Raw genomic sequence first — 26,944 nt, 5'->3', positions numbered from 1 at the left:
CAGATACCATCATCTGTCAACTATTTTTCACTTTCCTAGCTCTTGGGTGCGCATTGTCGTAGATGTCAGCCAAATAGCGAAAGTCCAAATGGGTATATATCTGTGTAGTTCCTAAATTGCTGTGCCCTAACAACTCTTGAACAGCGCGAATATCGTGACTGGCTTCCAACATATGACTAGCAAACGAATGCCTTAACATATGAGGATGCAAGCGCTCAGCAGCGCCCTGCTTCTTACCCCATCTATCTAACCGAGACTGAATACTTCGAGGGCTTAAACGATTACCTTTTAAACCTACAAAAAGGGACTGACACTCCGAAGACGGTCTATATTCCAGCCAATGCCTTACCGCCGATACGGCACGCATTCCCATCGGCAGCAATCGTTGCCTGCCTCCCTTACCGAAACGCACCCTTAACATTCCGCTGTTTAAATCAAGATCGCGAACATCCAGCCCGACCAACTCAGTCAGCCGCAGCCCCGATGAATAGAATAATTCAAACATTGCCAAGTCCCGAATCTCCAATATCGAATTCGGGTTGACGCTGAGCAAACCGCACATCTGATCAACATCCAGCACCTTCGGCATTTTTCGCTCACCCTTCGGCGCGCGAACCGACAAAGCAGGGTTTTGATCCAAGACTCCCGTCCTCACCAAGTACCGATAATATCCCCGAATGGCAGCCAATTCGCGTTGAATGGTCTTAGCGTCCAACCCGTCGCGGTGCCGACCGGCAATATAACGACGAACATCTGACGTTTTGACGCCGTATACTGGAATCTGCTTTTGGCCACAGTAACCTACAAACCGCGACAAATCTCGCTGATAGCTACTTAGCGTATTCGCTGCTAATCGCCTCTCAGAAGAGAGATAGTCAAGGTAGGCTTGTAAAACTGCCTCGCAGGACTCTTCCACGCAGCTTACTCCACACGCTGCATCAACGAGATTAGACGGGTACCTACAATCTCTCCCATTTGGGTTAAAAAAAGACTTCCCAGACTGTAATGGAAACGCCCTTCATCACGACTTCCGATAGCTAGCAATCCTTCCAGCTGGGTGTACATCATCGGAATAATTGCGCAGGACTTGACCTCTGGCGCTATATCCCCAAACAAGAATTTGGCCTGAGCCAGAGTCGGCCGACCGCACTTAGGCAGCTCTCCGGACATTTCGGCGGAAAACAGCTTTAACCCTTCGTCCCCCGGCGAAACAAACAATTGCCCGATGGGACTGTCGGCGTACTCCCGGATAATCTTGACCGCTACAAAGTCGGTCAAAAAGCACTCCGCTAGCACTTCGCTTAAATTCGCTACGACATCCTCCAGCGAATTCGCCTCCAACATTGCCAACGTTAATTCGTGCATACGCCCGAACGAAGCGTCGTTTTCCCTGGCGATTTCGATCAACGCGGTCAGCTGGTTTTCCTGCTCTTGGTGTTTAACGCGAAAAATCTCCAACTGCTTTGCGATCAACGAAACGGCATTTCCACTGGGATGCGGTATCTGCATTCTTTCCAGCAACGACAAATGGTGTTGAAAAAAATCGGGATGCGCTTGCAAATACGCCTCCACTTGCTGATCCGTTAATGCTTCACCAGTCATAATTCAATTTGCCCCTCATATACTGAAACGGCAGGACCCGTCATAAAAACGGAATGACCGCGACCTTGCCAAGCAATCTTTAACGATCCTCCCGGCAACTGCACGGAAACCACCCGTTCCAATGCCCCCCGCTCGATTCCCGCGACCACCGCCGCGCAAGCACCACTACCGCATGCCAAGGTTTCAGCGGCGCCTCGCTCATACACGCGGAGCTTAACACTCTGGCGATCCATGATCTTCATAAAGCCAACATTGACGCGTTCGGGAAACAGCGGATGACTTTCCAGAACTTTCCCTAGAGCACTCACCGGAGCCGTTTCGATATCCTCAACACAAATGATCGCGTGAGGATTCCCCATAGACAGAGCGGAAAATGCTACCTGATCTCCATTGAGAAAGACGGTGTATACCAGCGCTTCCTCCGGCATCAGCAACGGAATTTGCTTAGGCTCGAACCGCGGAACGCCCATATTAACGGTGATGTCGCCATCCTCATTCGCGTTCAACACTAGCTGACCGGCGTCGGTATCGACGACGATAGAACGTTTCGAGGTTAAGCTTTGATCAAGCACGAAACGAGCGAAGCAACGCGCGCCGTTTCCGCATTGCGCAACTTCGCTACCATCGGCATTAAAAATCCGGTATTTGAAATCGGCATTTTCGCTAACAGGCGGCTCGACCAACAATAACTGATCGCAACCAACGCCAAAATGCCGATCCGCGATAAAGCGAATTTGCCGCGCGTCCAGCCGTACCGACTGATTGATGGCATCGATAACTACAAAATCGTTACCCAGCCCCTGCATTTTGGTGAAGTGAATTCGCATGGGCGCTTCTAAGGCAATATTTGCTCACCGGCCCAGAGCATTTCGACGGGTTCCCGTTGCCGAATCAAATGACAACGATCGCCGTCGACCATGACCTCGGCGACCCTGGGACGGGAATTGTAATTCGAACTCATCGTGAAACCATACGCTCCCGACGACCGAACCACCAGCAAGTCGCCTGGACTTAAACCCAATCGACGTTCCTTTCCGAGAAAGTCCCCGGTCTCGCAAACCGGACCGACAACATCCCAAACCTGCTCCTCGGCACCACTCCCAGCGAGTACCGGGATAATGTCTTGCCAAGCGCTATACAACGCCGGCCTGATCAGGTCGTTCATCGCTGCGTCGACGATCGCAAAATTTTTGTTCTCGGTCGGCTTTAAGTATTCGACCCGAGTCACCAGAATGCCGGCATTTCCGACGATTGCACGGCCCGGTTCGAGCATGATTTCGATGTTCCGATTGCCTAAGCGACTTAACACGGCGGAAATATATTCTCCCGGTTCCGGTGGCTGCTCGTTGCGGTAACAAATGCCCAAGCCACCGCCCAAATCCAGATGTTCAAGCACAATGCCGTCGCCAGCCAACTGATCGACCAATTCGAGTACTTTATCCAAGGCATCCAAAAACGGCGCGGTTTCGGTCAATTGCGATCCAATATGGCAATCAACGCCGACCACCCGAATATGAGGCATCCGGGCCGCGCGGAGGTATTCATCCCGCGCCGAAGCAATATCAACACCGAATTTATTTTCCTTTAGTCCGGTGGAAATGTACGGGTGAGTTTTGGCATCCACATCCGGATTGACCCGGAACGACACCGGTGCAATTACACCCAACTCTCCCGCTAGCCGGTTAATCCGATCTAATTCACCACTAACCTCGACATTGAAACAGCGAATTCCAACCTTGAGCGCTGCGACTATCTCGTCTTCGCGCTTGCCAACCCCGGAGAATACAATTCGGTCGGCACTTCCACCCGCCTCTAAAACACGCCGCATTTCACCTTGCGACACGATATCGAAGCCCGACCCCAATCTGGCCAGGAGATTAAGGACCGCCAGATTGGAGTTCGCTTTTACCGCATAGCAGATTAAATGCCGGCGCCCTTCCAAGGCCTGATCGAAGGCTAGCCAGTGGCGCTCCAATGTCGCTCGCGAGTAGATATAGCAAGGCGTTCCGTACTCGGCCGCAATTTGATCGACAGGCACGCCTTCGGCGTAGAGCGTACTCTGCCGATAATTAAAAAAATCCATGGATAGAGGCTTATTTGGGTACGTAGATAGGCGGCGGACTGTCCGGGTGGTACAAGGGGCCAGTCTGACCGCAGCCCTGCAACAACAACCACCCGAATACAGCAATTAAAAGCCGAAAGACAATCATAGGTTAGACATCAAAAGATCAACGTAGACCAATATAACATAGGCCGTCCGCAAATATTCACCTGCCATTGGCCATACGGGCCCGCTCCCAAGCCTACGAAGCAGTCGCCGATTATTTGATCGTCAACGATTCCTTAACGACTTTAGGCGTAATAAATACTAGCAATTCCTTCTTGTTGTCGGTCTTGACGGTTTTCTTGAACATCCATCCAACCACCGGCAAATCGACCAACCAAGGCACGCTATTGTAGGAATCTTGAACCGTCGACTCGTAGATACCGCCAAGCACGACTGTCTCGCCGTCCTCAACTTGCACCTTGGTCTTCAACTGCCGGGTATCGATAGGCACGGTAGAATTGCCACCGGTTGCCAATGGCGTACCCGGCGAATCTTTTTTGATGTCCAATTGCATAATGACGCTACCGCTGGGGGTGATTTGCGGCGTTACACTAAGCTCCAGAACCGCATCGACCAATTGCGTCACCGGACCGGTCGCCTGACTCTGAGTCTGATAGGGAATTTGCACCCCCTGTTTGATCGAGGCCAACACCCGATCGCTGGTCATCACCCGAGGATTCGATACCAGCTCACCCTTGCCATCGTCTTGCAACGCGCTAATTTCAAGATTCAGCATGTAATCCGCGCCGCGAGCCAGGGTCATGGCCAGAGAGCCTCCGCTGGAGGCCGCCAAAGCAGTACCCAAGTCGGACAGAATTTGCGAGTTTTCACTGGTCTCCGCACCGGATGCCGTAAATCCATATTGCTTGCCGCCACCCGCCGCGCCTTTGTTGGCGACTCCGAACTTAGTTCCCAAATTTTGCGCGAAACTAGTGTCGGCAATCACTATCCGAGATTCGATCAGCACTTGTCTAACCGGCACATCCAACAACTTAACCATTTTGTGAATGTCCTCCATCGCCTTCGCGGTATCCTTGACAATCAGCGTATTGGTTCTAGCATCGACGATAGCTGTACCGCGCGGGGACAATAGACGCATGCTGGTAGCGCCGCCTTGACCAGCTCCGCCAGACTGACCGCCCGCGCCGCTTCCTCCGCCACCGCCACCGCCGCAACCACCTCCGCCGCCACCGCCGCTCCCTGCTGAACTGCCTGCCGCGCCGGATTGTCCGCCCTGCGAGCTATTGCCCACCCCCATCAGCACACCGCAAATCTCTCCAGCCTTCGCGTAATTGATTTGAATGTTTTCGGTCTTCAGAGGCTCGAGCTCTTCGAAGATTTTTTTGGAATCCAGCTCTTCCTGCTCGATTTTCATGATCTCCGCAACAGGAGCCACCATCACCACATTCCCGCTTTGACGTTTGGCCAAGCCCTTGGATTTCAGAATCAGCTCCAACGCTTGATCCCAAGGCACGTCGTTTAAACGCAATGTCACGTTGCCGGCTACCGAGTCGGCGGCAATAATATTGAGTTCGGTGAAATCGGCCAGAATTTGCAATACGGACCTGACTTCAATGTCCTGAAAATTTAAAGACAACTTATTGCCGATATAAGGAAATTTTTCCTTTTGCTGCGCCTCTTTCTCGGCGGGCGTCAATGGCCGGAACTCGACCGTCAGCAGGTTGTCCGCTTGATAGGACGAATATTCGTAATTTTCATTATTCGGGGTAATCGTCAGCCTCACATTTTCGCCCTTGGGCAAGGCCTCGATCTTTTGCACCGGAGTGGCAAAATCGGAGACATCGAAATTCTTGGTCAATGAGTCGGGCAGCTTGGTGTTCAAAAAGTTGAGGACCACCTTGCCGGCGTTCTGCTTGGTATCGACCACCGTGTTCGCGTTCGACAGGCCCAACAACAAGCGCCCCTCGCCATTGGGGCCGCGTCTAAAGTCGAGGGTTTTTATCGTTTGTTCGGGCAAAAATTTGCTGACGACCGAATCCTTGGCTGCTTGCTTTAACGGCGACACCTGACTGACCGACGCCACGGTGGCGGCCGACTTTAAGACCAAATAGAATTTGCCGGCTTCCGCCTTGATTTCATAAGGCACCTTCTCCAGCAGATTAACCACGACGCGCGTCCTTCCCGACGCCTCTACCGCGTAGACCGTACCCACCGCGCCTTGGTTGATTGGAAAGCTTTTCTTGGCCAAATTACTCTTGACCCCGGCAAAATCCAGCGCGATCCGATTCGGATTATCGGTTTCGAATATTTTCGGCGTCACAACCTCTCCGACCATATCCAATTGAATTTGCACCTGATTACCCGCTAACGTCGAAAACTCAAGATTGTTGATGGCGGCATCTTCGGCGTTCGCCAAGGACAAGGACAAGCTCAACAACAAGACCAGCAACAGCGGCCATAGGCGCCCCGCGCCGGCGGATTGAGATTCTAAGGTGTTTCGTAATTTCGCCATGTTTATAACCCTTTGTCGCCAGCCAGCGCTAATGAAGTCGGTTGTTCGCGCCACGTACCCGGCTTATCCGGAACAATTTCCATCAATTCAATCTTATCTTCGACAATACGAATGATCTTGCCGTAATTCTGCCCCAGGTGATTGCCCACCTGAACCCGATGTATCGTGCCGTCGCGAGCCCGGACTAACCCCCAAAATCCTTTGGGGTCGCGCAAGGTACCCACCATCCGCAAAGAATCCAGCGGATAGGCTTCCAACTCTTCCTTCCGCCGCTCGACATCGGGTTTGACGCCGGTAACTCCGGACACATCGATACTGTCTTCGCTGTCCTTACGCTCAATCGGCTGGAACGGATCACGCAGTCCATCCGGTTTAAAAATAAAGGATTCGACCACTTTGATTTCCGGCAGCGGCTCAATTGCCCCCTTGGGTCTGGCTTTGATTTCTTGAATGTATTTGTTCAAATCACTGAAGTCGTCGTTATCGCAGCCCGCCAGCATCAGTAGCGTCATGCCCGCTAAACAGGCGCCAGACCATTTCGGCCTTGCCGTCCGATTTCCCATCATCAGCCTCTCCGTCGTTTGGCGGGTTGACCCTTACTAGCGCTCTCGCCTTCGTTGTAGGTCTTGATCGTCGCATTCATCGTCATCATGCCGTCCTTGCCGAGCGGCGTCATCACCACGTCATGAACGGTGACAATTCGGGGCAACGATGCCAATCCGCTGACAAACAACCCCAATTCCTCGTATTTGCCGACAACCTGTATCGCAATGGGAAGCTCGGAATAGAACTCGCGGTTAATCTCGCCGCTTGGTTGAAACAACTTGAACTCCAAACCACTAGCCAAACCGGTCTGCGAAATATCCACCAACAAACTGGCAACCTCCGCTTTGGTGGGCATTTGCTTGAGCATCTCGCCCAACGATGCTTCGATCTGATCCAGCTGATCCCGATAATCCTGCAAATTCGCAGCCTTTTTTTGCTTGGCTTCGAATGCGGTTTTCAGACTTTCTTCCTGCTTCTCAAGCGTATCGAGTTCTTCCAGTTGCGGTACCGTCAACAAATACACGCCGATACCGCCGGTGACCAACGCGATCAGCAGAATAGCAATCGCTTTTAACGGCGTTGGCCAAGTTCCAGCCGCGTTGACATCCCAATTGATTTCGGAAAGATTCATTTGCCCGCACCTCCCGCCGGCTTGTCGGTTTTTCGGCCTTGCTTTGCCGTCAACGTGAAGTCGTTCATTTGTCCGCCGGATTTGCCTTCACCTTTAATCACGGTGAGTACCGAGCTATTGATCCATTGCGAATTGTCGATAGCCCGCATATAGGCCGAGACCCTGGCGTTCGATTCCGCCTTGCCAACCAACGTCAAATCGCTGCCGGCCTGACTGAATTTACTCAGATTGATCCCTTCCGGCGTCGTCCTGGCCAGCTCGTCAAACAAATGCACCACTTCCGGCCGACTTTCTTGCAATTTTTGAATCACTTCGATTTTGGTCAACAGTTTGTTTTTCTTGTCTTCAATGTCCTTGATCTCCTGAATCCGCTTATCCAAAATCGCGATCTCGTTCTGCAACAAAGTATTGCGGCGGGTTTGGTATTCCTTCAATCCTTCGATATAGAGGTAAACCAAACCCAAAATAGCGCACGCCGCCGCCACACCCGCGCCGATACCGGCGACGAACTCTTGCTGCTTCTTTTTCCTTAATTCTTCCCGCCAGGGCAGTAAATTGATTTTCGCCATCAGTCGAAGCTCCTCAGCGCCAAACCGCAAGCGATCATCATCGCCGGAGTATCGTTATTCAGGCTCTGCGGCTTAACCTTGTTGGACAGAGCCATGTTGATGAAGGGGTTGGCGATATAGGAAGCGATGCCCAAATCACGTTCCACCAATTTGTCCAAACCGGCTATCGAGGCGCAACCGCCAGCCAAGATCAACGCATCGACATCCCGGTTAGCGCTGGAAGACACAAAAAACTGTAACGATCTGGCAATTTGTTGCAGCATGGCTTTTTTGAAAGGTTCCAGAACATCGCTGACGTAGTTGTCCGGCAAGCCGCCGTGCTTTTTCGCCAACCCCGCCTCTTCGTAAGACAAGCCGTAGCGACGCTGTATTTCCTCGGTTAACTGTTTGCCGCCAAAGCCTTGTTCCCGGGTATAGACGGTCTTGCCGTCATGCAGAATATTCAGCGAGGTCATCGTGGCGCCGATATCGGCAATCGCAACCGTCTTGTGTTCGACAGCCTCCGGCAATTGATCGGCCAACAATTTGAAAGCGTTTTCCATCGCAAAAGCCTCGACATCGACAACGACCGCCTTTAGCCCGGCGTAAGCCAAGGCCGCCACTCGGTCTTCGATATTTTCACGTCTGGACGCCGCTAACAACACATCGACCATTTGCGGGTTGGCCTTGGTAGCGCCCTGCACTTCGAAATCGAGATTAACCTCGTCCAAGGAATACGGAATGTACTGATCGGCCTCGACCATGATTTGCTCTTCCATTTCCGCCTCCGACAACGACGCCGGCATGGAAATGATTTTAGTCATCACCGACGAACCGGCCACCGCCACGCAAGCGTGCTTGGCGCGCGTTCCGGATTGCTTGACGGCGGTCTTGATCACACTGCCGATTTGCTCTACGTTAGTAATGTTCTTATCGACGATAGCGTCTTGCGGCAAAGGCGCCACCGCATAGCTCTCGACTTTGTAACGCGCGCCCACCCGGCTTAACTCCAACAATTTTACCGCCGCGGTGCTAATATCCACACCGAGCACAGCCGATTGACCACTGCTAAACCAGCTCATGAACAAACCCTTACCAAACATTGAAAGTCAATTCGGGAGCAGCGCCGCAACGCGCCACCCGTTTAAAGCCGAAGTATAGTTAGATTTTTTGATTTTCACACATTTATGACAGTAAGTTATAGAACATACTTTAAGTTGTTCCTAAGATCTTATACGCTGATATTTGCCGATTTCCGGTAAACTCCAAACGCCCCGCCGCCAGTGCCGTTAAAAAAGCCCCCCAAACCGAAGTCATTGCTCAAAACCTTGTTCAAATGGCTGATGTTGGTCATCTTCACGTTCGTCGGCACCCTGGCGGTAGCCTGCTACTACTTCCTATTGGAGCTTGATAAAGAATTGCCTGACATATCCCTGCTCGATAACGTCCAATATCAAACACCAATCAGCATCTACAGCCGCGAGGGCTTGTTGATCGGCCAATTCGGCGAAAAGCGCCGCATCCCTATCGAAATCGCCGAAGTCCCTCAACGCCAATTACAGGCGTTCATCGCCGCTGAAGACGACCGGTTTTACAAGCATGGCGGCGTGGATTTCAAAGGCTTGGCCAGGGCCGCGAATCGCTTGATTTCGACCGGACAAAAGCGTCAAGGCGGCAGTACGATTACGATGCAGGTCGCCAGAAACTTCCTGCTGAGTAATGAGAAGACTTACCTACGCAAGTTAAAGGAAATCATGCTGGCGCTAAAGATCGAACAGCGCTATTCAAAAGATCAGATACTCGAGCTGTATTTAAACAAAATTTACATGGGGCAACGCGCGTATGGCCTGGCGGCCGCGGCGCAAACCTACTACGGCAAGGAACTAAACCAGCTCACGCTAGCGCAACAGGCCATGATCGCCGGCCTTCCCAAGGCTCCGTCAATTTATAACCCGCTAACGAACCCGGAACGTGCGCTGCAGCGTCGCAATTACGTACTCAGACGAATGCTGGAACTTGGGTATATCGGCCAGCGCGCCTACGATGCGGCGCTAAGCACGAGCGATGACGCCGCCCAACAACCGTCAGGCATCGCAATGCAGGCCCCCTACGCCGCGGAAATGGCTAGACAGGAGATCATGGCCAAATACGGCGAAGATGCCTACACGCAAGGATTGAAAATTTACACGACTATCACCCAAGAATTTCAGCTTGCCGCTGATCGCGCCCTGCAAGCGACGCTACATGAGTACGAAGAACGTCACGGCTACCGAAATGCTCCTCATATAAATGGCCAGGGCGACGGCGACACCCTGGTCGGCGACGCGCATCGAGCCATCGTTACCGGTCTGACTGACAGCGGCGTTGCGGCCAAGCTCCACGATGGCACCAATATCGAACTGGCTTGGGAATCTGTGAATTGGGCAAAGGCATCGGCAAAAACTGCACGGGAAAGCCGCGACATTATTAAAACCAACGACTTGATCTGGGTCAGACAACTCGAAAACCAAAGCTGGGCGTTGACCCAAATCCCCACCGTGGAAGGCGCGTTCGTAGCCTTGAACCCCGATGACGGTGCTATTTTGGCCCTGGCCGGCGGCTTCGATTTTTACCACAGCAAGTATAACCGGGCGACCCAATCCAAACGACAACCCGGCTCGGGCTTCAAGCCCATCATCTACACGGCCGCGCTGGAAAAAGGTTACACCCTGGCCAGTATCATCAACGACGCTCCCATCGTCATAGAAGACCCCTCTCAGGAAAACGACTGGCGCCCTGAAAACTACAATCGCCGGTATTTGGGGCCAACCTCATTGCGAGTGGCGCTAAGGGAATCGATCAATCTGGTTTCGATACGCTTGTTGCAAGAAGTCGGCATCCCTCACGCTATCGATACCGCCCAACGCTTCGGATTCGACAAGGACCAACTGCCGACCACGTTTTCGCTCGCGCTGGGTAGCGGCTCGGCGTCACCGCTAAAGATGGCGGCCGCCTATTCAGTGTTCGCCAACGGCGGGTTTTCGATTCAACCTTATTTAATCGAACGCATCGAAGATCGCGAGAATCGACTGATATACTCCGCGAAACCGGCGACGGCCTGCCAGGACTGCGCGACGACCGGCGAAATCCGGCCGAACATGGCCACGCGAGTTATTTCCGAGAAAACCAATTTTTTGATGAACAGCCTGCTACGCGACGTGGTACAGCGCGGCACCGCCACTCAAGCCAAGCAACTGAACCGGGCAGATTTAGCGGGTAAGACCGGCACAACCAACGCGCAACGAGACGCTTGGTTTAATGGCTTTGCGACCGGCATCGTTGCCTCCGCATGGATTGGATTCGATAACTCCGCGCCGCTTGGACACGGCGAAACCGGCGGCAAAGCGGCGCTGCCGATGTGGATAAAATTCATGAAAGCGATACAGCACCATTTTCCGGAAAAACCGCTAACGGTACCGGAAGGCATCGTCCAAGCCTACATCAATCCTTCGGACGGCTTACTGTTACCGCAAGACCAAAAAGGCGGGATTTGGGAATATTTCGCGAAGGAGACCGCGCCAACCGCGATGTCCACACCCAAACTTGAACCTGAGTTTGAGGACTTCACCCCGGAAGACGCGCTGTTTTAACTGAAAGAGGGCGGCGGAAAACCCAGCCAAACATCAGCGAACCGTCGGCAAGCGTACAAATTACAAATAACGCTTACCGAGGCTCGAGGGACACAACAAATTACTTACCGAATTTTTTACGGAACTTATCTACCCGGCCAGAAGTATCAACGACACGTTGTTTGCCGGTGTAAAAAGGGTGGCAAGACGAACAGACCTCGATATGCAGGTCATTACCCAAAACCGAACCGGTTTCGAACGTGTTGCCGCAACCGCAGGTCACTGTAATTTGTTTATATTGAGGGTGGATTTCTGGTTTCATAGCGCTCACATACCCGCTTGGGGCCACTTAACTTGATAGACAGCCGCTTATGATACGACGTAATCGCAAGCCACGCAACCTGCTACCGCCGAACGCACGGAACAATGCAATGGAATTACCCGCAAAATGACCCTGTGCGGAGTGTCAACCGCCGGATCAAACCCTGAACTCCGCCGACCTCGCGTGTGCCGTCAAACTTTCCCCGCGCGCCAGCACGGACGCAATCTTGCCTAAATTGTGCGCGCCGGCGGCGGAACAGTTGATCAGGCTGCTGCGCTTTTGGAAGTCGTAAACGCCTAGCGGCGACGAGTAACGGGCAGTGCTCGAAGTGGGTAATACGTGATTAGGCCCGGCGCAATAGTCACCCAGTGCTTCCGCGGTGTAGCGGCCCATGAAGATAGCCCCGGCGTTACGGATGTTATCGGCCAGCGCCTCCGGGTTTTCAACCGACAACTCCAGATGTTCCGGCGCGATGCGATTGGCAACCTCGGCCGCTTGAGCCAAGTCGGCGACTTTGATGAAGGCGCCGCGACCGGTCAAGGAAGCACGGATAATGTCGGCCCGCTCCATCGTCGGCAATAGTTGGTTAATGCTGGCTTCAACCTTATCTAGAAAAACCGCATCCTGACTAATCAGAATGGCTTGGGCGTTTTCGTCGTGCTCGGCTTGAGAAAACAGATCCATCGCAATCCAATCCGGATTAGTCTGACCGTCGCAAATGATCAAAATCTCGGAAGGTCCGGCAATCATGTCGATGCCGACCTGGCCAAACACTAGTTTTTTTGCGGTCGCGACGTAAATATTGCCGGGGCCGACGATCTTATCGACGGCCGGCACGGTTTCGGTGCCGTAGGCCAGTGCGGCGACGGCTTGAGCGCCGCCGATCGTGAACACCCGGTCGACCCTTGCCACGTAAGCGGCTGCCAGCACCAACGGATTAGTTTCGCCGCCCGGTGTCGGCACCACCATGACCAGTTCGCCGACGCCTGCCACTTTGGCCGGTATCGCGTTCATCAATACCGACGACGGATACGCCGCCTTGCCGCCCGGCACGTACAGACCAGCCCTATCCAGTGGAGTGACCTTTTGGCCCAACAACGTGCCGTCGAGTTCGGTGAATTGCCAGGATTGCAGCTTCTGATGCTCGGCGTAGGCGCTTACCCGGTCGGCGGCGGTTTGCAAGGCGATGGCTTGAGCGCTGGGCAGCGTGTCCCAAGCTAGTTTCAGCTCGCCGCTGGACAGCTCCAGTTCCGCACCGGATTTAAAGGCGGTTCGGTCGAAGCGGTTGGTGTAGTCTATTAACGCCCGATCTCCGCGGTTGCGGACATCGCCGATAATGTCCAACACGCGCTTGTGGATCTCCAGGTCTTCACTGGCATCCCAAGCCAAACGGGCTTGCAGGCGTTTTTCAAAGTCGGCGGAGTTGCCGTCGAGTCTGAGCATCTTGATCGCGGTCATGCGGACCTCCGCGCTAAGGTGGTTTCGAACTGGTCGATTAACGCCTGGATAGCCTGATGTTTCATTTTCATCGCGGCCTTGTTGACCACCAACCGCGAGGTGATGTTAGCGATCAATTCGCGCGGCTCCAAACCGTTAGCTTTCAACGTGTTCCCGGTATCGACCAGATCGACTATGCAATCGGCCAAACCTACCAGCGGCGCCAGCTCCATCGAGCCGTAGAGCTTAATGATTTCGGCTTGCACCCCTAAGTCGGCGTAATAACGTCGGGCGGTTTTGACATATTTGGTCGCCACCCGCAAGTTAGCCTTCAAGGCCGGGGCCCCGACCGGCGCGGCGGTCATCAGCCGGCAGCCGGCGATACCTAAATCCAACGGCTCGTACAGGCTTTCCGCGCCGTGCTCCAGCAACACGTCCTTGCCGGCAATGCCCAGATCCGCCGCGCCGTATTCAACGAAGGTCGGCACGTCGGTGGCGCGGATGATCACCAATTGCACGTCGGACCGGGTAGTTTGCAAAATCAGCTTGCGACTTTTGTCAGGATCGTCGGTCGGCGTGATACCGGCTTGTTCCAAAAACGGCAAGGCTTCTTCGTAAATTCGGCCCTTGGATACGGCGATGGTCAGCATGGCGGATGTCTTGGCTAGTTGGGAACGCGGCGAATGGTGGCGCCCAGTTGCGCCAGCTTTTCCTCAATGTGGTCGTAGCCGCGGTCGATATGATAGATCCGATCCACCAGCGTTTCGCCCTCGGCGGCCAAACCGGCCAAAACCAAGCTGGCCGAGGCCCGCAAATCTGTCGCCATCACCGGCGCGGCCTTCATTTGTTCGATACCGGTACAGATCGCGGTATTGGACTCCAATTTGATTTGCGCCCCCATCCGCTGCAATTCCTGGACGTGCATGAAGCGGTTTTCGAACACGGTCTCGGTGATCAAGCCCACGCCTTCGGCCACCGAATTCAGCGCGGTGAACTGGGCCTGCATATCGGTCGGGAAGGCGGGGTAGGGCGCGGTACGCACCGTGACCGCCTTGGGTCGCTTGCCGTGCATGTCCAGTTCGATCCAATTCTCGCCGCAGGTGATGTCGGCGCCGGCTTCCTTGAGTTTGACCAGTACCGCGTCAAGAATCGTCGGATCGGTGTTTTTCAGTTTAACCCGGCCGCGGCTGATCGCGCCGGCCACCAGATAGGTGCCGGTCTCGATGCGGTCCGGCAGGATGTCGTAGTGCAGGCCGGCCACGCCCAGCTTTTCGACACCTTCCACTGTCAGAATGTCGGTGCCAATGCCGGTGATCTTGGCGCCCATTTTATTGAGAAAGTGTGCAAGATCGGTGACTTCCGGTTCCTTGGCGGCGTTTTCAATAATCGTCACGCCTTCGGCCAACGTGGCGGCCATCAGAATATTTTCGGTACCGGTCACGGTGATTTTGTCCAGCACCAGCCTGCAGCCTTGCAGGCGCTTGGCTTTGGCGTGGATGTAACCGGATTCGACAGTAATGTCCGCGCCCATTTTGATCAGAGAATCGATGTGAATATCGACTGGCCGAGTACCGATCGCGCAACCGCCCGGCAATGACACGTAAGCCTCGCCGAAGCGAGCCAGCAAGGGGCCCAGTACCAGGATCGACGCGCGCATGGTTTTTACCAATTCGTAGGGCGCTTCGTACTTATGAATGGTGCTGGAATCGACTTCGATGTTCATTTTCTCATCGACGGTCAAGCCGACGCCCATTTGCCCCAGCAATTCCATTGTGGTGGTGATGTCGTGCAAATGCGGAATGTTGCCGACGCTGACCGGCACTTCGGACAGCAAGGTGGCGGCTAGAATCGGCAAAGCGGCGTTCTTGGCGCCGGAGATTCTCAGTTCGCCGGTCAGCGGTTTACCGCCGGTTATTAACAATTTATCCATGGGTGTATGCGATGGTTTGGCGGCGCGATCAGCCGCGGTTGGCAAAATATTCGGTTTCGTCGAAACCGCTGAGTTTGGCGAGCGCCAGCAGTTGCGCCGGCACGTTTTTGAAAGTCAGGCGCACCCGGCTGGCCCGGCTCTGCTTGATCCATTCGATCATCAAAGCCAAACCGGCACTGTCGGTGGTACCGACTTGAGCCAGGTCGATGCAGATACTGTCCATGCCTTTCAGGAACTTAAACGATTTCAGGGATTGTCTGTCGATGCTGGCAAAGGTCAAATTGCCGGTGACGGCGTAGTGACCGGGCGCCAGTTCGCTCAGCGTCAATACGGCCATTACTTGCCTTCCGCCTTATTCATCATGAATTTACTGATCATTTCCTCCAATACGATGGCCGAGCTGGTGATATCGAGCTTACTCTTGTCCTTTAAAAAACTGTCCGACGAACCCGGATCGATATTGATGTACTGCTCGCCTAGCAGACCCGCCGTATAAATACTGGCACCGGAATCTTCGGGCAGATTGTCGTACTTGGCTTCTATGCGCATTTCCACGACAGACTCGTGGCTTTCGTGGTCCAACGTAATCGCCGACACCCTGCCGATGCGGACCCCAGCGATGGACACCGGCGACTTGACTTTCAGACCACCGGAGTTTTGAAAGCGGGCAATCACGGTATAGCTGTCGTCGCTGGTATAAGTACCCAGGTTGCTGACCTGCAAGGCCATGTAAAACAGTGCGGCAATGCCGCAAGCGACGAACAGGCCGACCAAGGTGTCCTGTGTCTTGGAATGCTGCATGTTAAATGTCTCCAAACATCAGTGCGGTTAGTATGAAATCGAGAGCCAGTACCGAGAACGCCGAGTTGACCACGGTACGGGTGGTGGCGCGACTGACGCCCTCCGACGTTGGGATAGCGTCGTAACCTTCGAATAGCGCAATCCACGACACCACGAAGCCGAATACCACGCTTTTGATGACACCGTTGACGATGTCTTCCTGAAAATCGATGCTGGCTTGCATCTGCGCCCAAAACGCGCCGTCGTCCACGCCAAGCATGCCGACGCCAACCAGATGGCCGCCCATCACGCCGATCGCGCTGAACAAAGCCGCCAACAGCGGCATCGACAGGAAGCCGGCTAGAAAACGCGGCGAAATGATGCGCTTGATCGGGTCGACCGCCATCATTTCCATGCCGGACAGTTGTTCAGTAGCCTTCATCAGACCGATCTCGGCGGTCAGCGCCGAACCGGCCCGGCCGGCGAACAACAGAGCGGACACCACCGGCCCCAACTCTCGAACCAGCGATGCGGCGACCATCACGCCCAGCGACTCTTCGGCGCCGAAGTCCGACAGGATATTAAAGCCTTGCAAGCCGAGCACCATGCCGACGAACAGACCGGAAATGGTGATGATTAGGAAGGACAAAACGCCGACCGAATACAGTTGTTTGAGCAGCAAATTGGGACGCGGCAACACGTCGCCGATGCCGGTCAAGGTATGGGACAGGAAAAACGCGCCGCGACCGAGCTTGGCAAAGCTGTCGCGGGTGGTTTTGCCCAGGTTTTGCAAAAATTCTAGCATCGCTAATTACAAGGTAGTTTTGCCGGCCAGCAGGTCGTCCAGGTAATCGGGCGCTGGGTAGTGGAAGTGTACCGGACCGTCCGCGTCGCCGTGCATAAACTGTTGCACCCAAGCCGAGTCCGACTGTCGCAACTGTTGCGGCGTGCCCTGGCCGACGATTTTGCCTTCCGACAAGACGTAGATGTAATCAGCGATCGCGGCGGTTTCCTGCACGTCGTGCGATACGATGATGCTGGTCAATCCCAATGTCACGTTCAGCGACTTGATCAAATGCACTAATGCGCCCATCGAAATCGGGTCCTGGCCGGTAAACGGTTCGTCGTACATAATCATCAACGGATCGAGGGCGATGGCCCGAGCCAGAGCCACCCGGCGCGCCATGCCGCCCGATAATTCGTTGGGCATCAGACGGTGAGCACCGCGCAAGCCGACCGCATGCAACTTCATCAGCACCAGCGTACGTATCATGGATTCCGGCAGATGAGTGTGCTCGCGCAACGGAAACGCCACGTTATCGTAAACGTTCATGTCGGTCAGCAAGGCACCGCTTTGAAACAGCATGCCCATCCGCTTGCGCAATTCGTAAAGCTCGCGGGTTTTCAGGCGATGCACGTTTTGACCATCGACCAGAATTTGACCCCGGTCCGGCGCCAGTTGGCCGCCGATCAGTTTCAGCAAAGTGGTTTTACCGGTGCCACTGGGCCCCATGATCGCAGTGATTTTGCCGCGCTGTATGGACAGATCGACGCCGTCGAAAATTTTTCTAGTGCCCCTGGCAAAGCTCAAGTTGCTGACGGAAACGATATGGTTTTCGGGGCTTGCGCTGCTGGGCATTTGCGGAGTTCGCCGGCGGATATTAGATTTAAACGGGTTATTTTCCATGAGTCCTCGAGCTTAAGTCAATGCAAGACTGGGGAAAGTTCCTTTAAGTGACCGCAATAGATGGTCGACCGCTCGAATGGCCGACTGGAGTCCAAGACCAGGACCGGTTGAGATTCGCCGAAGAAAGGTCGGCACAGAGCTCATGAAGTTGCTTAATTTCCCTCGAAACGCACGCAAATGCTTCGTCAAATCAGTAGGAGTTACATCCCAGCGACAGGCACAACTCAAACATCATCCAGAATTCTCAGCAAGCAACGACTCTTGAAACCACTCCGTTAACGCCTTGGCCACACCCATCGCGTCAAGCCGTCTATCGATCGCATCGTGATTACCCCAAACCACATCGTTTAAAACGCCGCTGTCGGCTTGAGCTTGGATATCTTTGCAGTACAAACCTTTGTCGCGTTGCACATAGTAGCCGTAAGTGCGGCAGGCGACCGGGCGCTGAAGGTAAACCCGGCAACTGCCGGTTGAGCGATCGAGTAGCGGGCAAACTAACGGACGATTGACTTGTTTAGCAAGATCAACGATCTCTTGACCCACCGTCCGCATCACGTCCGGCGGCAACAACGCTAGCCCTTCGGCCAGCAGCTCCCACTCGGCACGGCTGATTTTGGGGATGTCCGCCAGCCTGTGACAGCAGCCTTCGCAACCACGCCGACACAGCCAACCGGAATACGCGGTACGGGTCGCGGCGACTCGGGCATCAATGTCGGTGTGCACCGATCTGAGTAGAGACATGGTCGCGCTGAGTGGTTACGATGATAGTTAACATAGTACCCGAGGCAGAGCCGTTTGCCATCGACGGCCCGTTCGCCTCAGTGTTTTTCGTAAAACACCGGACCGAGTCAAACCATCCCAGGCGACGTTCCGGCCTTCCTAAGCTCCAATTGCCCGAGGTACGATCAGTGTCTTGCGAGCACGACGCGGTCCGCCAACCAACGACCGACCACTATACTGGGGATCTCCACAAGACGATAACAAAGCAAGGCCAAGCCTTGCACGATCAACATCGTCAGCAACCATCCCCCCAACCACAAGAACAGGCGGTTCTCGCTAAACGCTTGCAGACCCATCAAAACGTAAGGGGTCAGACATATCAGGACCGCCATGTGAATCAGGTAGGTGCTGTAGGAAACCTTGCCGATTTGCCGCAGCGAGGCCTTCGACAAAATGGCCTGCACGCGGACCGACGCAAGCACGAACAGCAAGATCATGCCGGCACCCAGACCGGTTCCTAACCACACCAATTGACCGTCGCTCCACGCTATCCACGGCTTGGGTAGCAAAGTTGCTCCGGTATAAAACAAAACCCCCACGCCTAACAAGAAACGCCGTAGCGCCGGAGATCCGACCAGATAGGCTTTGATCGTAGGCAGATAGCGGGCAATGGTCAAACCCAACAAAAAATGCAGCAAAAAGGCCGATACGCCCAACAAAGCAATGGCCAACACGCTGAAAAAGACTACCCAGGACGTGCCACGATCGACCAGCAGCAAGCCAACCGGCAGTAACAGGGACAACACCAACTCGACGCCCAGGGTCCAGGATTGCGGCAACAGCACGATAAGATCCGGCATATCCAGCAAAAAGCCCTCCCTGACCATCGCCGACGCATCCAACGGAAATTTATGCCACATATTTACGATCCAGTCGGTCGGCGCCAGCGCGGTAACCGGTACCGGGCGACCGAAGGTGTGATTGAACAATCCGGCGCTGAGCCCCAACACCAATAGGTAAGGAAACCAAATTCGAAACACTCGACCGATCAAAAACCGTGTCAAATCGAAGCGCGTCAAGTCCGGCATGTGGCCATGCTGGAAGTACTTTAGGGAAAGCACCAGACCGCTCAACACGAAGAACATCGACACCGCCGCGGAACCTTCCCACCAAAAATGCAACGGCGAAAAATCCAAAATTTGTTCGCATAACGGTGTTTGACAGGGCAAGCCATAAGCAATCACATAATGCTCGCTGACCACGGTCAACGCCGCCAAGCCGCGAATCGTGTCGAGATAGCTAATGTGGGTTTGTTTGTGCACGACGGAGCCTTGACTTGCTACTTTAGAACCAGGCCTAAAAATGTAGTCGGTGTTCGAATTTGTGCATGGAGGCGTTCGCTTTCGGCCATTTGCGCGCATACCTTCTGGAACTCTGTGAAGGGTGCGGCCGGGCTTTGCCTGCTTATCGCCAGCGGTGTTAGAATCCGCGCGGCATCGATCTCGCGCCGAAGCGAACGATGTGCGTCAACGGGGACGCTGGACCGTCGGTTTTCCGAGGTTAGGCTTTCGCTCTCCGCTTTGGTAGAATCGGCCCAATTTGCCTGCGGCCGTCCGATTGACCGGACCTAGTACCTCGCCGCCCATTCCGATTTCGCCGATTTCGACACCATGCCTAACCACGCGCTTACCAAGCTGTTCCGCCCCGAAGTTCTCGCCATGTCGGCCTATCATGTCGCCGATGCCCGCAACTTGATCAAACTCGACGCGATGGAAAATCCGTACACCTGGCCGGAAGACATTCAGCAACGCTGGTTGGAATCGTTGAAAGCCTGCCCGATCAACCGCTATCCGGACCCGACCGGTTCCGCCTTGTGCGAACAATTAAGACGCGCGAACGCGATTCCGGATCATGCCGCGCTATTGCTCGGGAACGGTTCGGACGAAATCATCCAGATTCTGCTGATGGCGCTATCCGCCGATGCCACGGTACTGGCTCCGGAACCCGGCTTTGTGATGTACCGACAAATCGCCCGTAGCCTGGGACTAAATTATGTCGGCGTACCGTTGGCGACCGATTTCGCGTTGGACTTGTCCGCGATGCTGGCAGCCATCGCCGACACCCGGCCGGCGGCGATTTTCATCGCCTATCCGAACAACCCAACCGGCAATCTGTTCGACGCCCAAGCCATCAAAACCATCATCGCCGCGGCGCCGGGATTGGTTGTCGTTGACGAGGCTTACGCGCCGTTCGCCGACGCCAGCTTCGTCGGCGAATTAGGGAATTATCCCAATCTGCTAGTGATGCGTACCGTCTCCAAACTCGGTCTGGCGGGTTTACGTCTGGGCTATTTGGCCGGCCCGGCCGAGATCGTCGCCGAACTTGACAAAGTCCGTCTACCTTACAACATCAACAGCCTGACCCAAGCGACGGTCGGCTTCGCGTTGGAACACGGCGATTTCCTCGCGCAACAAACCCAAGCCATCCGTGCCGAGCGAACTGCAATGGCCAAGGCCTTAAAAGCCTGGCCGACGCTGACCGTCTATCCCAGCTCGGCCAATTTCATCCTGTTTCGCACACCGGTTGGCACAGCCGACCAATTGTTCGCCGGACTGAAAGCCCGCGGAATTTTAATCAAGAATCTGTCCGGCCAAGGCGGCGTGCTAAGCGACTGCCTACGTGTCACGATAGGCAAACCCGAAGAAAACCAGAGTTTTCTGAACGCGCTGGCCGCTGCTCTGGCCGAATTACCGCGCTGAAGGCGCCAGCTCCCCGTTTGGGCCAAAACCGCCAGCAACCCACGCCAGGCGCGGCCGCCAGCCCAAGAACCATTTCATTAATCCGGGCCAGTAAGGTATATTTGCCAAAAACTATAATAATCGGTGTATTGCCCGATACACCGCACATCACGCAGGAGTGTTACCTATGAACCAAGAAGGCGTCGATCATTCAAAACGCCAGTTTCTGACCTCGGCTTTGTCGGTGGTCGGAGCCGTGGGGGCCGGCTATCTGGCCGTTCCCTTTCTCTCGCAAATGCAGCCGAGCGCCAAGGCCATGGCCGCCGGCGCGCCGGTCGAGGTCGATATCAGCAAAATGGAGTCCGGCCAATTGATCCGCGTCGCTTGGCGCGGCAAACCCGTTTGGGTTTTGAATCGAACCCCGGAGGTTTTATCTACGCTGGCGACTTTGGACAGCAAACTCGCAGACCCTGTCTCCAACGAATCTCATCAACCTGATTACGCCAAAAACTCGTTGCGCGCGCTGAAACCTGAAATTTTCGTCGCGGTCGGCCTGTGTACCCATCTGGGCTGCTCGCCCACGTTTCGCCCGGAAATCGCCCCTAACGATCTAGGCCCCGATTGGAAAGGCGGATTTTTCTGCCCTTGCCACGGCTCCTGGTTCGATTTAGCCGGCCGCGTCTATCGCGGCGTGCCGGCTCCGACCAATCTCGAGATTCCACCCTACCGTTATGTGACCGACAGCCTGATCATGATCGGCGAAGACAACGAGGCGAAATCAGCATGAAGCAAAAAATGAATCAATGCAGCGACTGGCTGCTGGAGCGTTTTCCACTCTCCGATTTGTGGAACGAACACATGGCGCATTACTACGCGCCGAAAAATTTCAACGTCTGGTATTTCTTCGGCTCGCTGGCGCTGTTCGTACTCGTCAACCAGTTCATAACCGGCATTCTGCTGACAATGAATTACAAACCGGATGCCAAACTGGCCTTCGACTCGGTCGAATACATCATGCGCGACGTCAACTGGGGCTGGCTGGTGCGTTACATGCATTCCACCGGTGCCTCGGCCTTCTTCATCGTCGTCTATCTGCACATGTTCCGCGGCCTGATGTACGGCTCGTTCAAACAACCGCGCGAGCTGATTTGGATTTTCGGCATGCTGATCTTCGTGTGCCTGATGGCCGAAGCTTTCATGGGCTATCTACTGCCTTGGGGCCAAATGTCCTACTGGGGCGCGCAGGTCATCATCTCGCTGTTTAGCGCGATACCGGTAGTCGGCGACGAATTGTCGCTGTGGATCCGCGGCGACTACGTGGTTTCCGACGCTACCTTGAACCGCTTCTTCGCGTTCCACGTCATTGCGGTGCCGCTGGTTTTGCTGATTCTGGTATTCCTGCACATCGTCGCACTGCACGAAGTAGGTTCGAACAATCCGGACGGCATCGAAATCAAGGAAAATCTGAACTGGAAAGAACATCCGATTGACGGCATCCCCTTCCATCCGTACTACACCGTCAAGGACATCGTTGGCGTCGGCGTGTTCATGTTCTTTTTCGCGACGGTAATTTTTTATATGCCGGAAATGGGTGGATTCTTTTTGGAGCACGCCAACTTTATCCCGGCCGATCCGCTGAAGACCCCGGAACACATCGCGCCGGTCTGGTACTTCACGCCGTTCTACGCGATTCTGCGCGCGGTTCCCGACAAGTTCGCCGGCGTCATCGCGATGGGCGGCGCGATCGTAGTGCTGTTCATGCTGCCTTGGCTGGATCGCAGCCCGGTCAAATCCATCCGCTATCGCGGCGGTATGTTCAAGAAAGCACTGTTGCTGTTCGTGATTAGCTTCATCGGCTTGGGTTATTTGGGCACCCAACCGGCCACGCCGGCGGCGACGACGGTAGCCCGCTTCCTGACCGCGATCTACTTCGGCTTCTTCCTTCTGATGCCGTTATATACCCGCTGGGAGAAGACCAAACCGCTGCCCGAGCGCCTGACGGAGCAACCAACGCTGGAAGACCGCATTCCAGCGGTATTGGCACTGATAGACGAAGTCGTCGAAGTTCATCATGTTCCCGACAATTTAGGAGGAACCATCGCCAAGAAAAGGCCGAATTGGGCCGGCGTTCAAGCCGTGCTGATTCGTTTTGTCAAAAACCTGAAAAAGAGCCTGGACTAAGCCATGAAAAAGATACTCTGCACTCTTTTGTTTTTGCTGCCTTTTTGCGTTAACGCCAGTAGCGGAATCGAACTGGATAGTCCGGACATCGATCTCAGCGACACCGCATCGTTGGAACGCGGCGCCAAGCATTACGTCACCTATTGCTTGGGCTGCCATTCCGCGAAGCACATTCGTTACAAGCGCATCGCGATGGATTTAAAGCTGGATGAAAGCGAAATCCTGAAAAACGTCGCGCCGCTCGGTGCCGGCATATACGATCAGATGCATTCGGCGATGAATGCCCACGACGCCGAAAAGTGGTTTGGCACTACGCCGCCGGATCTGTCGCTAATTGCCCGCTCACGCGGCGCGGACTGGTTATATACCTATCTGCGGAGCTTTTACAACGACAAAAACAAGCCGCTAGGCGTCAACAACTCGGTCTTTCCGGATGTCGGCATGCCCAACGTATTCTGGCAGTTGCAAGGCACGCAGACCGCAGTGGTTCATAAGGTCGACGGTCGCGACGTGATCACCGAGCTCAAATTGGAGCAACCCGGCCAGTTGTCGCCCAAGGAATTCGACAAGATGGTGACCGACTTGGTTAACTTCCTAGTCTACGTTGGCGAGCCGGTGCAGTTGGAACGCCAGCAAATGGGTAAATTCGTGCTGTTCTTCCTGCTGATGTTCATCGCACTCGCTTACTTATTGAAGAAGGAGTACTGGAAAGACGTACACTAATAGCCAAGGCCGTAGAGCAAAAACCGGTAGAGGGCTAGGCTCTCTACCGGTTTTTTTATCCGGAAAATTTGGACTGCGGCATCGGCCCGATGCCTGCTGAGAAACAATTCCGGTCTATACTCCGGTAAGCTCTTAGCAAAAAGTTAGCGTGTATTGTGAGCCAAACCCTCGGCCAATTTCGTCAATAGCCTGCTCAAGCTCATCCGGCATAAATGTTTTGAATGGCAGCCATTCATATTTCATTTTATGCCACAGCAATTCAATCCGATTCAACTCAGGGCTATAGGGCGGCAGGAAATAAAATCGAATACCTTTCTCTTCCAGCAAATCCCAATACGGCTTCAGTTTTTTGGCCGTATGAATGGACGCATTATCTAAAATCACCACCAATGGCTTGCTGACGCGTTGGACCAATGCCATCAGAAAGCCCAAAAACCACAGACCATTGACGCTTTGCCACAGCTTAGTCAGCATTAATCGACCCGATGAAAGCAAAGCGCCAATGACGTTCATCCGCTGCGCGCGTTTAGCGGTAATGGCATGAACTTCTCCGCTTTTGGTCCAAGCCGAACGATTCGGTGGTTGTGGTGCAAATCCGGCCTCATCCACATAGGCCAATTCGATTTCGCCGGCTTGCGCTTGCTGAATCAGTGCGGCAATGTCGTGTTGGGCCCGCTCGAAGCGCTCGGGATCACGCTTTTTTTTAAACTGTAACGGGTGCGCTTCCATACATAGCCCATCCGTTTTAACTCGTTCCGCAAGGTGCTGGCGCTAATCGTCACGTCGCATTCCGTCGTTAGACGACTGACCAATGCCCGGCAGTTTAAAGGTTCCGCATCGATCCATTCTTTGAGCCGGCATCGATGCGCGTCAGTCAATTTACTTGGTGCACCACTGCGGGGTTGATCCGGTAAACTGTTCAGCCCATTTCTCCACCACTTCCGCCGCCGCTCCCGTATAGCTTCCGGTTTCACGCCTTGCTGTTCTGCAATCGCAATGACTGTCTGGCCATTGGCTAACATCAAAATGGTCTGTGCCCGCTCCCGTTCTCGCCAATCGCTCCCTTTTTTGATAATTTGCTGGAGCTGCTCTCGTTCGCTTTCGTTCAATTCTATTGCTCTTGCCCGCATTCTGTCGCTACCACCACACCTGAAATCTCGCTATTTTAATGCATGGTGATTTGTTGTTAAGCGCTTAACACGCATTCCAGACAGCTTGTATGCCGCGCTTTTTTGCAATGAGAATTCGATATGGCGAGCTACCGCATTCCAGGCCCGTTACAAGGATTGTTCGACAACGATATCGACCAAGGCACGCTATGCCGGTCGCTTAGCCCATTACCCGGCCCGCACATACTCACGACTGGATACCCTGCTTGTTCGCGGAAGTCTCCTCCGGCAGGTCGAGCTTGAGTGGCACTTCGCTGCAAAGCGACACCAACCCCGCCAAGGAACTAGCCCTGAGCGGAGACGGATTGAAGCTATTGAAAGACATCGAAACATTGCGTTTAAAGCCATACGACGACCAAACCGGCAAGGAAAGTAAATATCCCCCGGCAAAGCCGGGGGCTTTATGTTGTGAACCGCTCAAAGCGGTAAATAGGGTCGCTAACGCGGCCCTTTAACTTTAGCCGCCAATAGGCGGCGACTCATTGCCAAAGGTTCATTTGTTCGATTCGTTGGTCTTCCTGTTCTTGATGACGGATATACTCCCGTATCATCCTTTCGTCCCGGCCCACCGTCGAAACAAAATACCCTCGCGCCCAGAAATGTTGACCGACAAAGTTACGCTTCTTTTCACCATAAACACGGGCCAAGTGAATCGCACTCTTCCCTTTGATGTAGCCAATCACCTGCGACACCGCATATTTCGGTGGAATCGATATCAACATATGCACATGATCCGGCATCAAATGCCCTTCCAATATTCGGCTTTCTTTCTGGCTCGCTAACCTTCGAAACACCTCGCCCAAATGCTTGCGCAACGCCCTATACAGCGTTCGGCGACGGCACTTGGGAATAAACACAACGTGATATTTGCACTCCCATTTCGAGTGGCTTAAGCTTTCGTTCTCGGTAAGCGGTCCTTTAACAGCATCTGTATAAACAGCTCGAAAGGAACGAAGATAGTGTCCACTTATAATCAGGTGGACACCTATGAAGGAGCATAACACGCGATTATCGCGGCCATTAATCGTGGGGCACGGGCGAGACGGCCGTTGCCTTTATGATCCGGAAGCCAAGCGGGAGCTAGTGAAAGTTTGCTTGCATTCGGGCACATCGGTTGCCAAGATCGCTCTGCAATACGGTATCAATGCCAATCTGCTGCGCAAGTGGATGGGGCATTACCGAGAAACAGGACATCCGAATCCGAACAGTCCATTAACGTTGCCGGCTTTTGTGCCCGTTCAGTCGCTGAGCGCAGAGAAACCGGCTGAGTCAGCGCTCAGTGCGGAGTTGCCCAACGGCGTTAAACTCGCGTTACAGCCTGTCGCACTGAGCGACCTGCCGGTGATTTTGAAGGCGTTGGCCGAGCTGCCATGTTTCGTTTCGACGCAGGATTGAAGGTCTACCTGCACCGCGAGCCGGTCGACGGCCGCAAGGCCATCAATGGTTTAGCGCTGCTGGTTGAGCAGGCATTAGGCTTGAATCCGTTCGAGCCGGCCATCTACGTGTTCAGCAACCGCCGGCGGGATCGGATCAAACTGCTGTTGTGGGACCGCACCGGTTTTTGGTTGATGCTCAAGCGGCTGGAAGCCGACCGTTTTCACTGGCCGAAAGAGGCAGCAGTTGTGATGTTGACGGTCGAGCAACTCCACTGGTTGTTAGCCGGTATTGACTTGGCCGCGATGCGGCCGCATCCGGCACGAACCTATACCCAAGTAGGCTGAAACGCGGATGTAAAGCCGGTA

31 protein-coding genes are annotated in these 26,944 nt (G+C 54.2%); 8 read left to right on the top strand and 23 right to left on the bottom strand.

Annotation, left to right across the window (positions count from 1 at the left end):
- Positions 1–16: 16 nt before the first annotated feature.
- The 10 genes from xerC to ACQE3E_RS01745 form a co-directional block, all read right to left on the bottom strand.
- A complete protein-coding gene (gene xerC, locus ACQE3E_RS01790; protein ID WP_313729248.1) occupies positions 17–916 on the bottom strand; it encodes a tyrosine recombinase XerC in 900 nt (299 codons plus the stop codon).
- A 5-nt stretch (positions 917–921) separates the two neighbouring features.
- Complete coding sequence (locus tag ACQE3E_RS01785) at positions 922–1,602, bottom strand: DUF484 family protein (RefSeq protein ID WP_064024044.1); 681 nt, start codon at positions 1,600–1,602, stop codon at positions 922–924.
- The gene (gene dapF, locus ACQE3E_RS01780) at positions 1,599–2,429 is read right to left on the bottom strand and encodes a diaminopimelate epimerase (RefSeq protein ID WP_313729249.1); all 831 of its coding nucleotides are present in this window, start codon (positions 2,427–2,429) and stop codon (positions 1,599–1,601) included. Before dapF ends, ACQE3E_RS01785 begins: the two co-directional genes overlap by 4 nt.
- An 8-nt stretch (positions 2,430–2,437) precedes the next feature.
- Positions 2,438–3,685: a diaminopimelate decarboxylase gene (gene lysA, locus ACQE3E_RS01775; RefSeq protein ID WP_313729250.1), complete on the bottom strand. Its 1,248-nt coding sequence runs from the start codon at positions 3,683–3,685 to the stop codon at positions 2,438–2,440.
- A gap of 10 nt (positions 3,686–3,695) precedes the next feature.
- Positions 3,696–3,812, bottom strand: coding sequence for an LPS translocon maturation chaperone LptM (lptM, locus tag ACQE3E_RS01770; RefSeq protein WP_139306267.1), 117 nt, complete (start codon positions 3,810–3,812; stop codon positions 3,696–3,698).
- Positions 3,813–3,923: 111 nt separating this feature from the next.
- Positions 3,924–6,182 (bottom strand): type IV pilus secretin PilQ, encoded by a 2,259-nt coding sequence (gene pilQ / locus ACQE3E_RS01765; protein ID WP_313729251.1) that lies wholly within the window; start codon positions 6,180–6,182, stop codon positions 3,924–3,926.
- Positions 6,183–6,184: 2 nt separating this feature from the next.
- The gene (locus tag ACQE3E_RS01760; RefSeq protein ID WP_082885274.1) at positions 6,185–6,745 is read right to left on the bottom strand and encodes a pilus assembly protein PilP; all 561 of its coding nucleotides are present in this window, start codon (positions 6,743–6,745) and stop codon (positions 6,185–6,187) included.
- A 2-nt stretch (positions 6,746–6,747) separates the two neighbouring features.
- Positions 6,748–7,359, bottom strand: coding sequence for a type 4a pilus biogenesis protein PilO (locus ACQE3E_RS01755; protein WP_064024033.1), 612 nt, complete (start codon positions 7,357–7,359; stop codon positions 6,748–6,750).
- Entirely contained in the window at positions 7,356–7,928 is a 573-nt protein-coding gene (locus tag ACQE3E_RS01750; protein WP_064024031.1) for a PilN domain-containing protein, read from the bottom strand. The genes ACQE3E_RS01755 and ACQE3E_RS01750 overlap by 4 nt, the downstream gene beginning before the upstream one ends.
- Entirely contained in the window at positions 7,928–8,989 is a 1,062-nt protein-coding gene (locus tag ACQE3E_RS01745) for a pilus assembly protein PilM (RefSeq protein WP_064024049.1), read from the bottom strand. The genes ACQE3E_RS01750 and ACQE3E_RS01745 overlap by 1 nt, the downstream gene beginning before the upstream one ends.
- Before the next feature lie 234 nt (positions 8,990–9,223).
- Between ACQE3E_RS01745 and ACQE3E_RS01740 the strand changes: the two genes are divergently transcribed.
- Positions 9,224–11,536 (top strand): penicillin-binding protein 1A, encoded by a 2,313-nt coding sequence (locus ACQE3E_RS01740; RefSeq protein ID WP_313729252.1) that lies wholly within the window; start codon positions 9,224–9,226, stop codon positions 11,534–11,536.
- Between the two features lie 100 nt (positions 11,537–11,636).
- Here the strand turns inward: ACQE3E_RS01740 and rpmE are convergent, their stop codons facing one another.
- From rpmE to ACQE3E_RS01690, 10 genes are all read right to left on the bottom strand, one after another.
- Positions 11,637–11,837, bottom strand: coding sequence for a 50S ribosomal protein L31 (gene rpmE, locus ACQE3E_RS01735; protein ID WP_082885273.1), 201 nt, complete (start codon positions 11,835–11,837; stop codon positions 11,637–11,639).
- A gap of 156 nt (positions 11,838–11,993) precedes the next feature.
- A complete protein-coding gene (gene hisD / locus ACQE3E_RS01730) occupies positions 11,994–13,295 on the bottom strand; it encodes a histidinol dehydrogenase (RefSeq protein ID WP_409521096.1) in 1,302 nt (433 codons plus the stop codon).
- Positions 13,292–13,924, bottom strand: coding sequence for an ATP phosphoribosyltransferase (gene hisG / locus ACQE3E_RS01725; RefSeq protein ID WP_071158592.1), 633 nt, complete (start codon positions 13,922–13,924; stop codon positions 13,292–13,294). The genes hisD and hisG overlap by 4 nt, the downstream gene beginning before the upstream one ends.
- A 14-nt stretch (positions 13,925–13,938) precedes the next feature.
- On the bottom strand, positions 13,939–15,204 hold the full coding sequence (murA, locus tag ACQE3E_RS01720) for a UDP-N-acetylglucosamine 1-carboxyvinyltransferase (protein ID WP_313729253.1): 1,266 nt from the start codon (positions 15,202–15,204) through the stop codon (positions 13,939–13,941).
- A gap of 28 nt (positions 15,205–15,232) precedes the next feature.
- On the bottom strand, positions 15,233–15,541 hold the full coding sequence (locus tag ACQE3E_RS01715; protein ID WP_064031256.1) for an STAS domain-containing protein: 309 nt from the start codon (positions 15,539–15,541) through the stop codon (positions 15,233–15,235).
- Entirely contained in the window at positions 15,541–16,005 is a 465-nt protein-coding gene (gene mlaD / locus ACQE3E_RS01710; protein WP_071158594.1) for an outer membrane lipid asymmetry maintenance protein MlaD, read from the bottom strand. The genes ACQE3E_RS01715 and mlaD overlap by 1 nt, the downstream gene beginning before the upstream one ends.
- 1 nt (position 16,006) lies before the next feature.
- Positions 16,007–16,789 carry a lipid asymmetry maintenance ABC transporter permease subunit MlaE gene (mlaE, locus tag ACQE3E_RS01705; protein ID WP_064031254.1) on the bottom strand — a complete coding sequence of 261 codons (783 nt, stop codon included), beginning with the start codon at positions 16,787–16,789 and terminating at the stop codon, positions 16,007–16,009.
- A gap of 6 nt (positions 16,790–16,795) precedes the next feature.
- On the bottom strand, positions 16,796–17,623 hold the full coding sequence (locus ACQE3E_RS01700; protein WP_071158608.1) for an ABC transporter ATP-binding protein: 828 nt from the start codon (positions 17,621–17,623) through the stop codon (positions 16,796–16,798).
- A gap of 279 nt (positions 17,624–17,902) precedes the next feature.
- Positions 17,903–18,412, bottom strand: coding sequence for a YkgJ family cysteine cluster protein (locus ACQE3E_RS01695; protein ID WP_313729254.1), 510 nt, complete (start codon positions 18,410–18,412; stop codon positions 17,903–17,905).
- A gap of 164 nt (positions 18,413–18,576) precedes the next feature.
- Complete coding sequence (locus ACQE3E_RS01690; RefSeq protein WP_313729255.1) at positions 18,577–19,713, bottom strand: acyltransferase family protein; 1,137 nt, start codon at positions 19,711–19,713, stop codon at positions 18,577–18,579.
- Between the two features lie 348 nt (positions 19,714–20,061).
- Here ACQE3E_RS01690 and hisC point away from each other — a divergent pair, with 348 nt between their 5' ends.
- From hisC to ACQE3E_RS01670, 4 genes are all read left to right on the top strand, one after another.
- Positions 20,062–21,150: a histidinol-phosphate transaminase gene (gene hisC, locus ACQE3E_RS01685; protein WP_313729256.1), complete on the top strand. Its 1,089-nt coding sequence runs from the start codon at positions 20,062–20,064 to the stop codon at positions 21,148–21,150.
- Positions 21,151–21,316: 166 nt separating this feature from the next.
- Positions 21,317–21,916 carry a ubiquinol-cytochrome c reductase iron-sulfur subunit gene (petA, locus tag ACQE3E_RS01680; RefSeq protein WP_064031250.1) on the top strand — a complete coding sequence of 200 codons (600 nt, stop codon included), beginning with the start codon at positions 21,317–21,319 and terminating at the stop codon, positions 21,914–21,916.
- Positions 21,913–23,310 carry a cytochrome b gene (locus ACQE3E_RS01675; RefSeq protein ID WP_313729257.1) on the top strand — a complete coding sequence of 466 codons (1,398 nt, stop codon included), beginning with the start codon at positions 21,913–21,915 and terminating at the stop codon, positions 23,308–23,310. The genes petA and ACQE3E_RS01675 overlap by 4 nt, the downstream gene beginning before the upstream one ends.
- 3 nt (positions 23,311–23,313) lie before the next feature.
- A complete protein-coding gene (locus tag ACQE3E_RS01670) occupies positions 23,314–24,033 on the top strand; it encodes a cytochrome c1 (RefSeq protein ID WP_064031248.1) in 720 nt (239 codons plus the stop codon).
- Positions 24,034–24,165: 132 nt separating this feature from the next.
- Here the strand turns inward: ACQE3E_RS01670 and ACQE3E_RS01665 are convergent, their stop codons facing one another.
- Positions 24,166–24,762 (bottom strand): IS630 family transposase, encoded by a 597-nt coding sequence (locus ACQE3E_RS01665; protein ID WP_427501179.1) that lies wholly within the window; start codon positions 24,760–24,762, stop codon positions 24,166–24,168.
- Positions 24,681–25,163 (bottom strand): helix-turn-helix domain-containing protein, encoded by a 483-nt coding sequence (locus tag ACQE3E_RS01660; RefSeq protein ID WP_313728406.1) that lies wholly within the window; start codon positions 25,161–25,163, stop codon positions 24,681–24,683. The genes ACQE3E_RS01665 and ACQE3E_RS01660 overlap by 82 nt, the downstream gene beginning before the upstream one ends.
- 245 nt (positions 25,164–25,408) lie before the next feature.
- On the opposite strand from ACQE3E_RS01660, the gene ACQE3E_RS01655 reads away from it, so the two are divergent.
- Positions 25,409–25,657 carry a hypothetical protein gene (locus tag ACQE3E_RS01655; RefSeq protein WP_313729258.1) on the top strand — a complete coding sequence of 83 codons (249 nt, stop codon included), beginning with the start codon at positions 25,409–25,411 and terminating at the stop codon, positions 25,655–25,657.
- A gap of 24 nt (positions 25,658–25,681) precedes the next feature.
- Here ACQE3E_RS01655 and tnpA read toward each other — a convergent pair whose 3' ends face one another.
- Positions 25,682–26,173, bottom strand: coding sequence for an IS200/IS605 family transposase (tnpA, locus tag ACQE3E_RS01650; RefSeq protein WP_427501633.1), 492 nt, complete (start codon positions 26,171–26,173; stop codon positions 25,682–25,684).
- A 16-nt stretch (positions 26,174–26,189) separates the two neighbouring features.
- Between tnpA and ACQE3E_RS01645 the strand changes: the two genes are divergently transcribed.
- Together ACQE3E_RS01645 and tnpB are read left to right on the top strand one after the other, a co-directional pair.
- Positions 26,190–26,597, top strand: coding sequence for a transposase (locus ACQE3E_RS01645; RefSeq protein WP_231883784.1), 408 nt, complete (start codon positions 26,190–26,192; stop codon positions 26,595–26,597).
- Entirely contained in the window at positions 26,573–26,923 is a 351-nt protein-coding gene (tnpB, locus tag ACQE3E_RS01640) for an IS66 family insertion sequence element accessory protein TnpB (protein WP_313727828.1), read from the top strand. Before ACQE3E_RS01645 ends, tnpB begins: the two co-directional genes overlap by 25 nt.
- Positions 26,924–26,944 lie beyond the last annotated feature (21 nt).

Source organism: Methylomonas sp. MED-D (assembly GCF_050276835.1).
Lineage (GTDB): Bacteria > Pseudomonadota > Gammaproteobacteria > Methylococcales > Methylomonadaceae > Methylomonas > Methylomonas koyamae_A.
The sequence above is the reverse complement of the archived record's forward strand: the minus strand, read 5'-3'. Positions and strand labels throughout refer to the sequence as shown.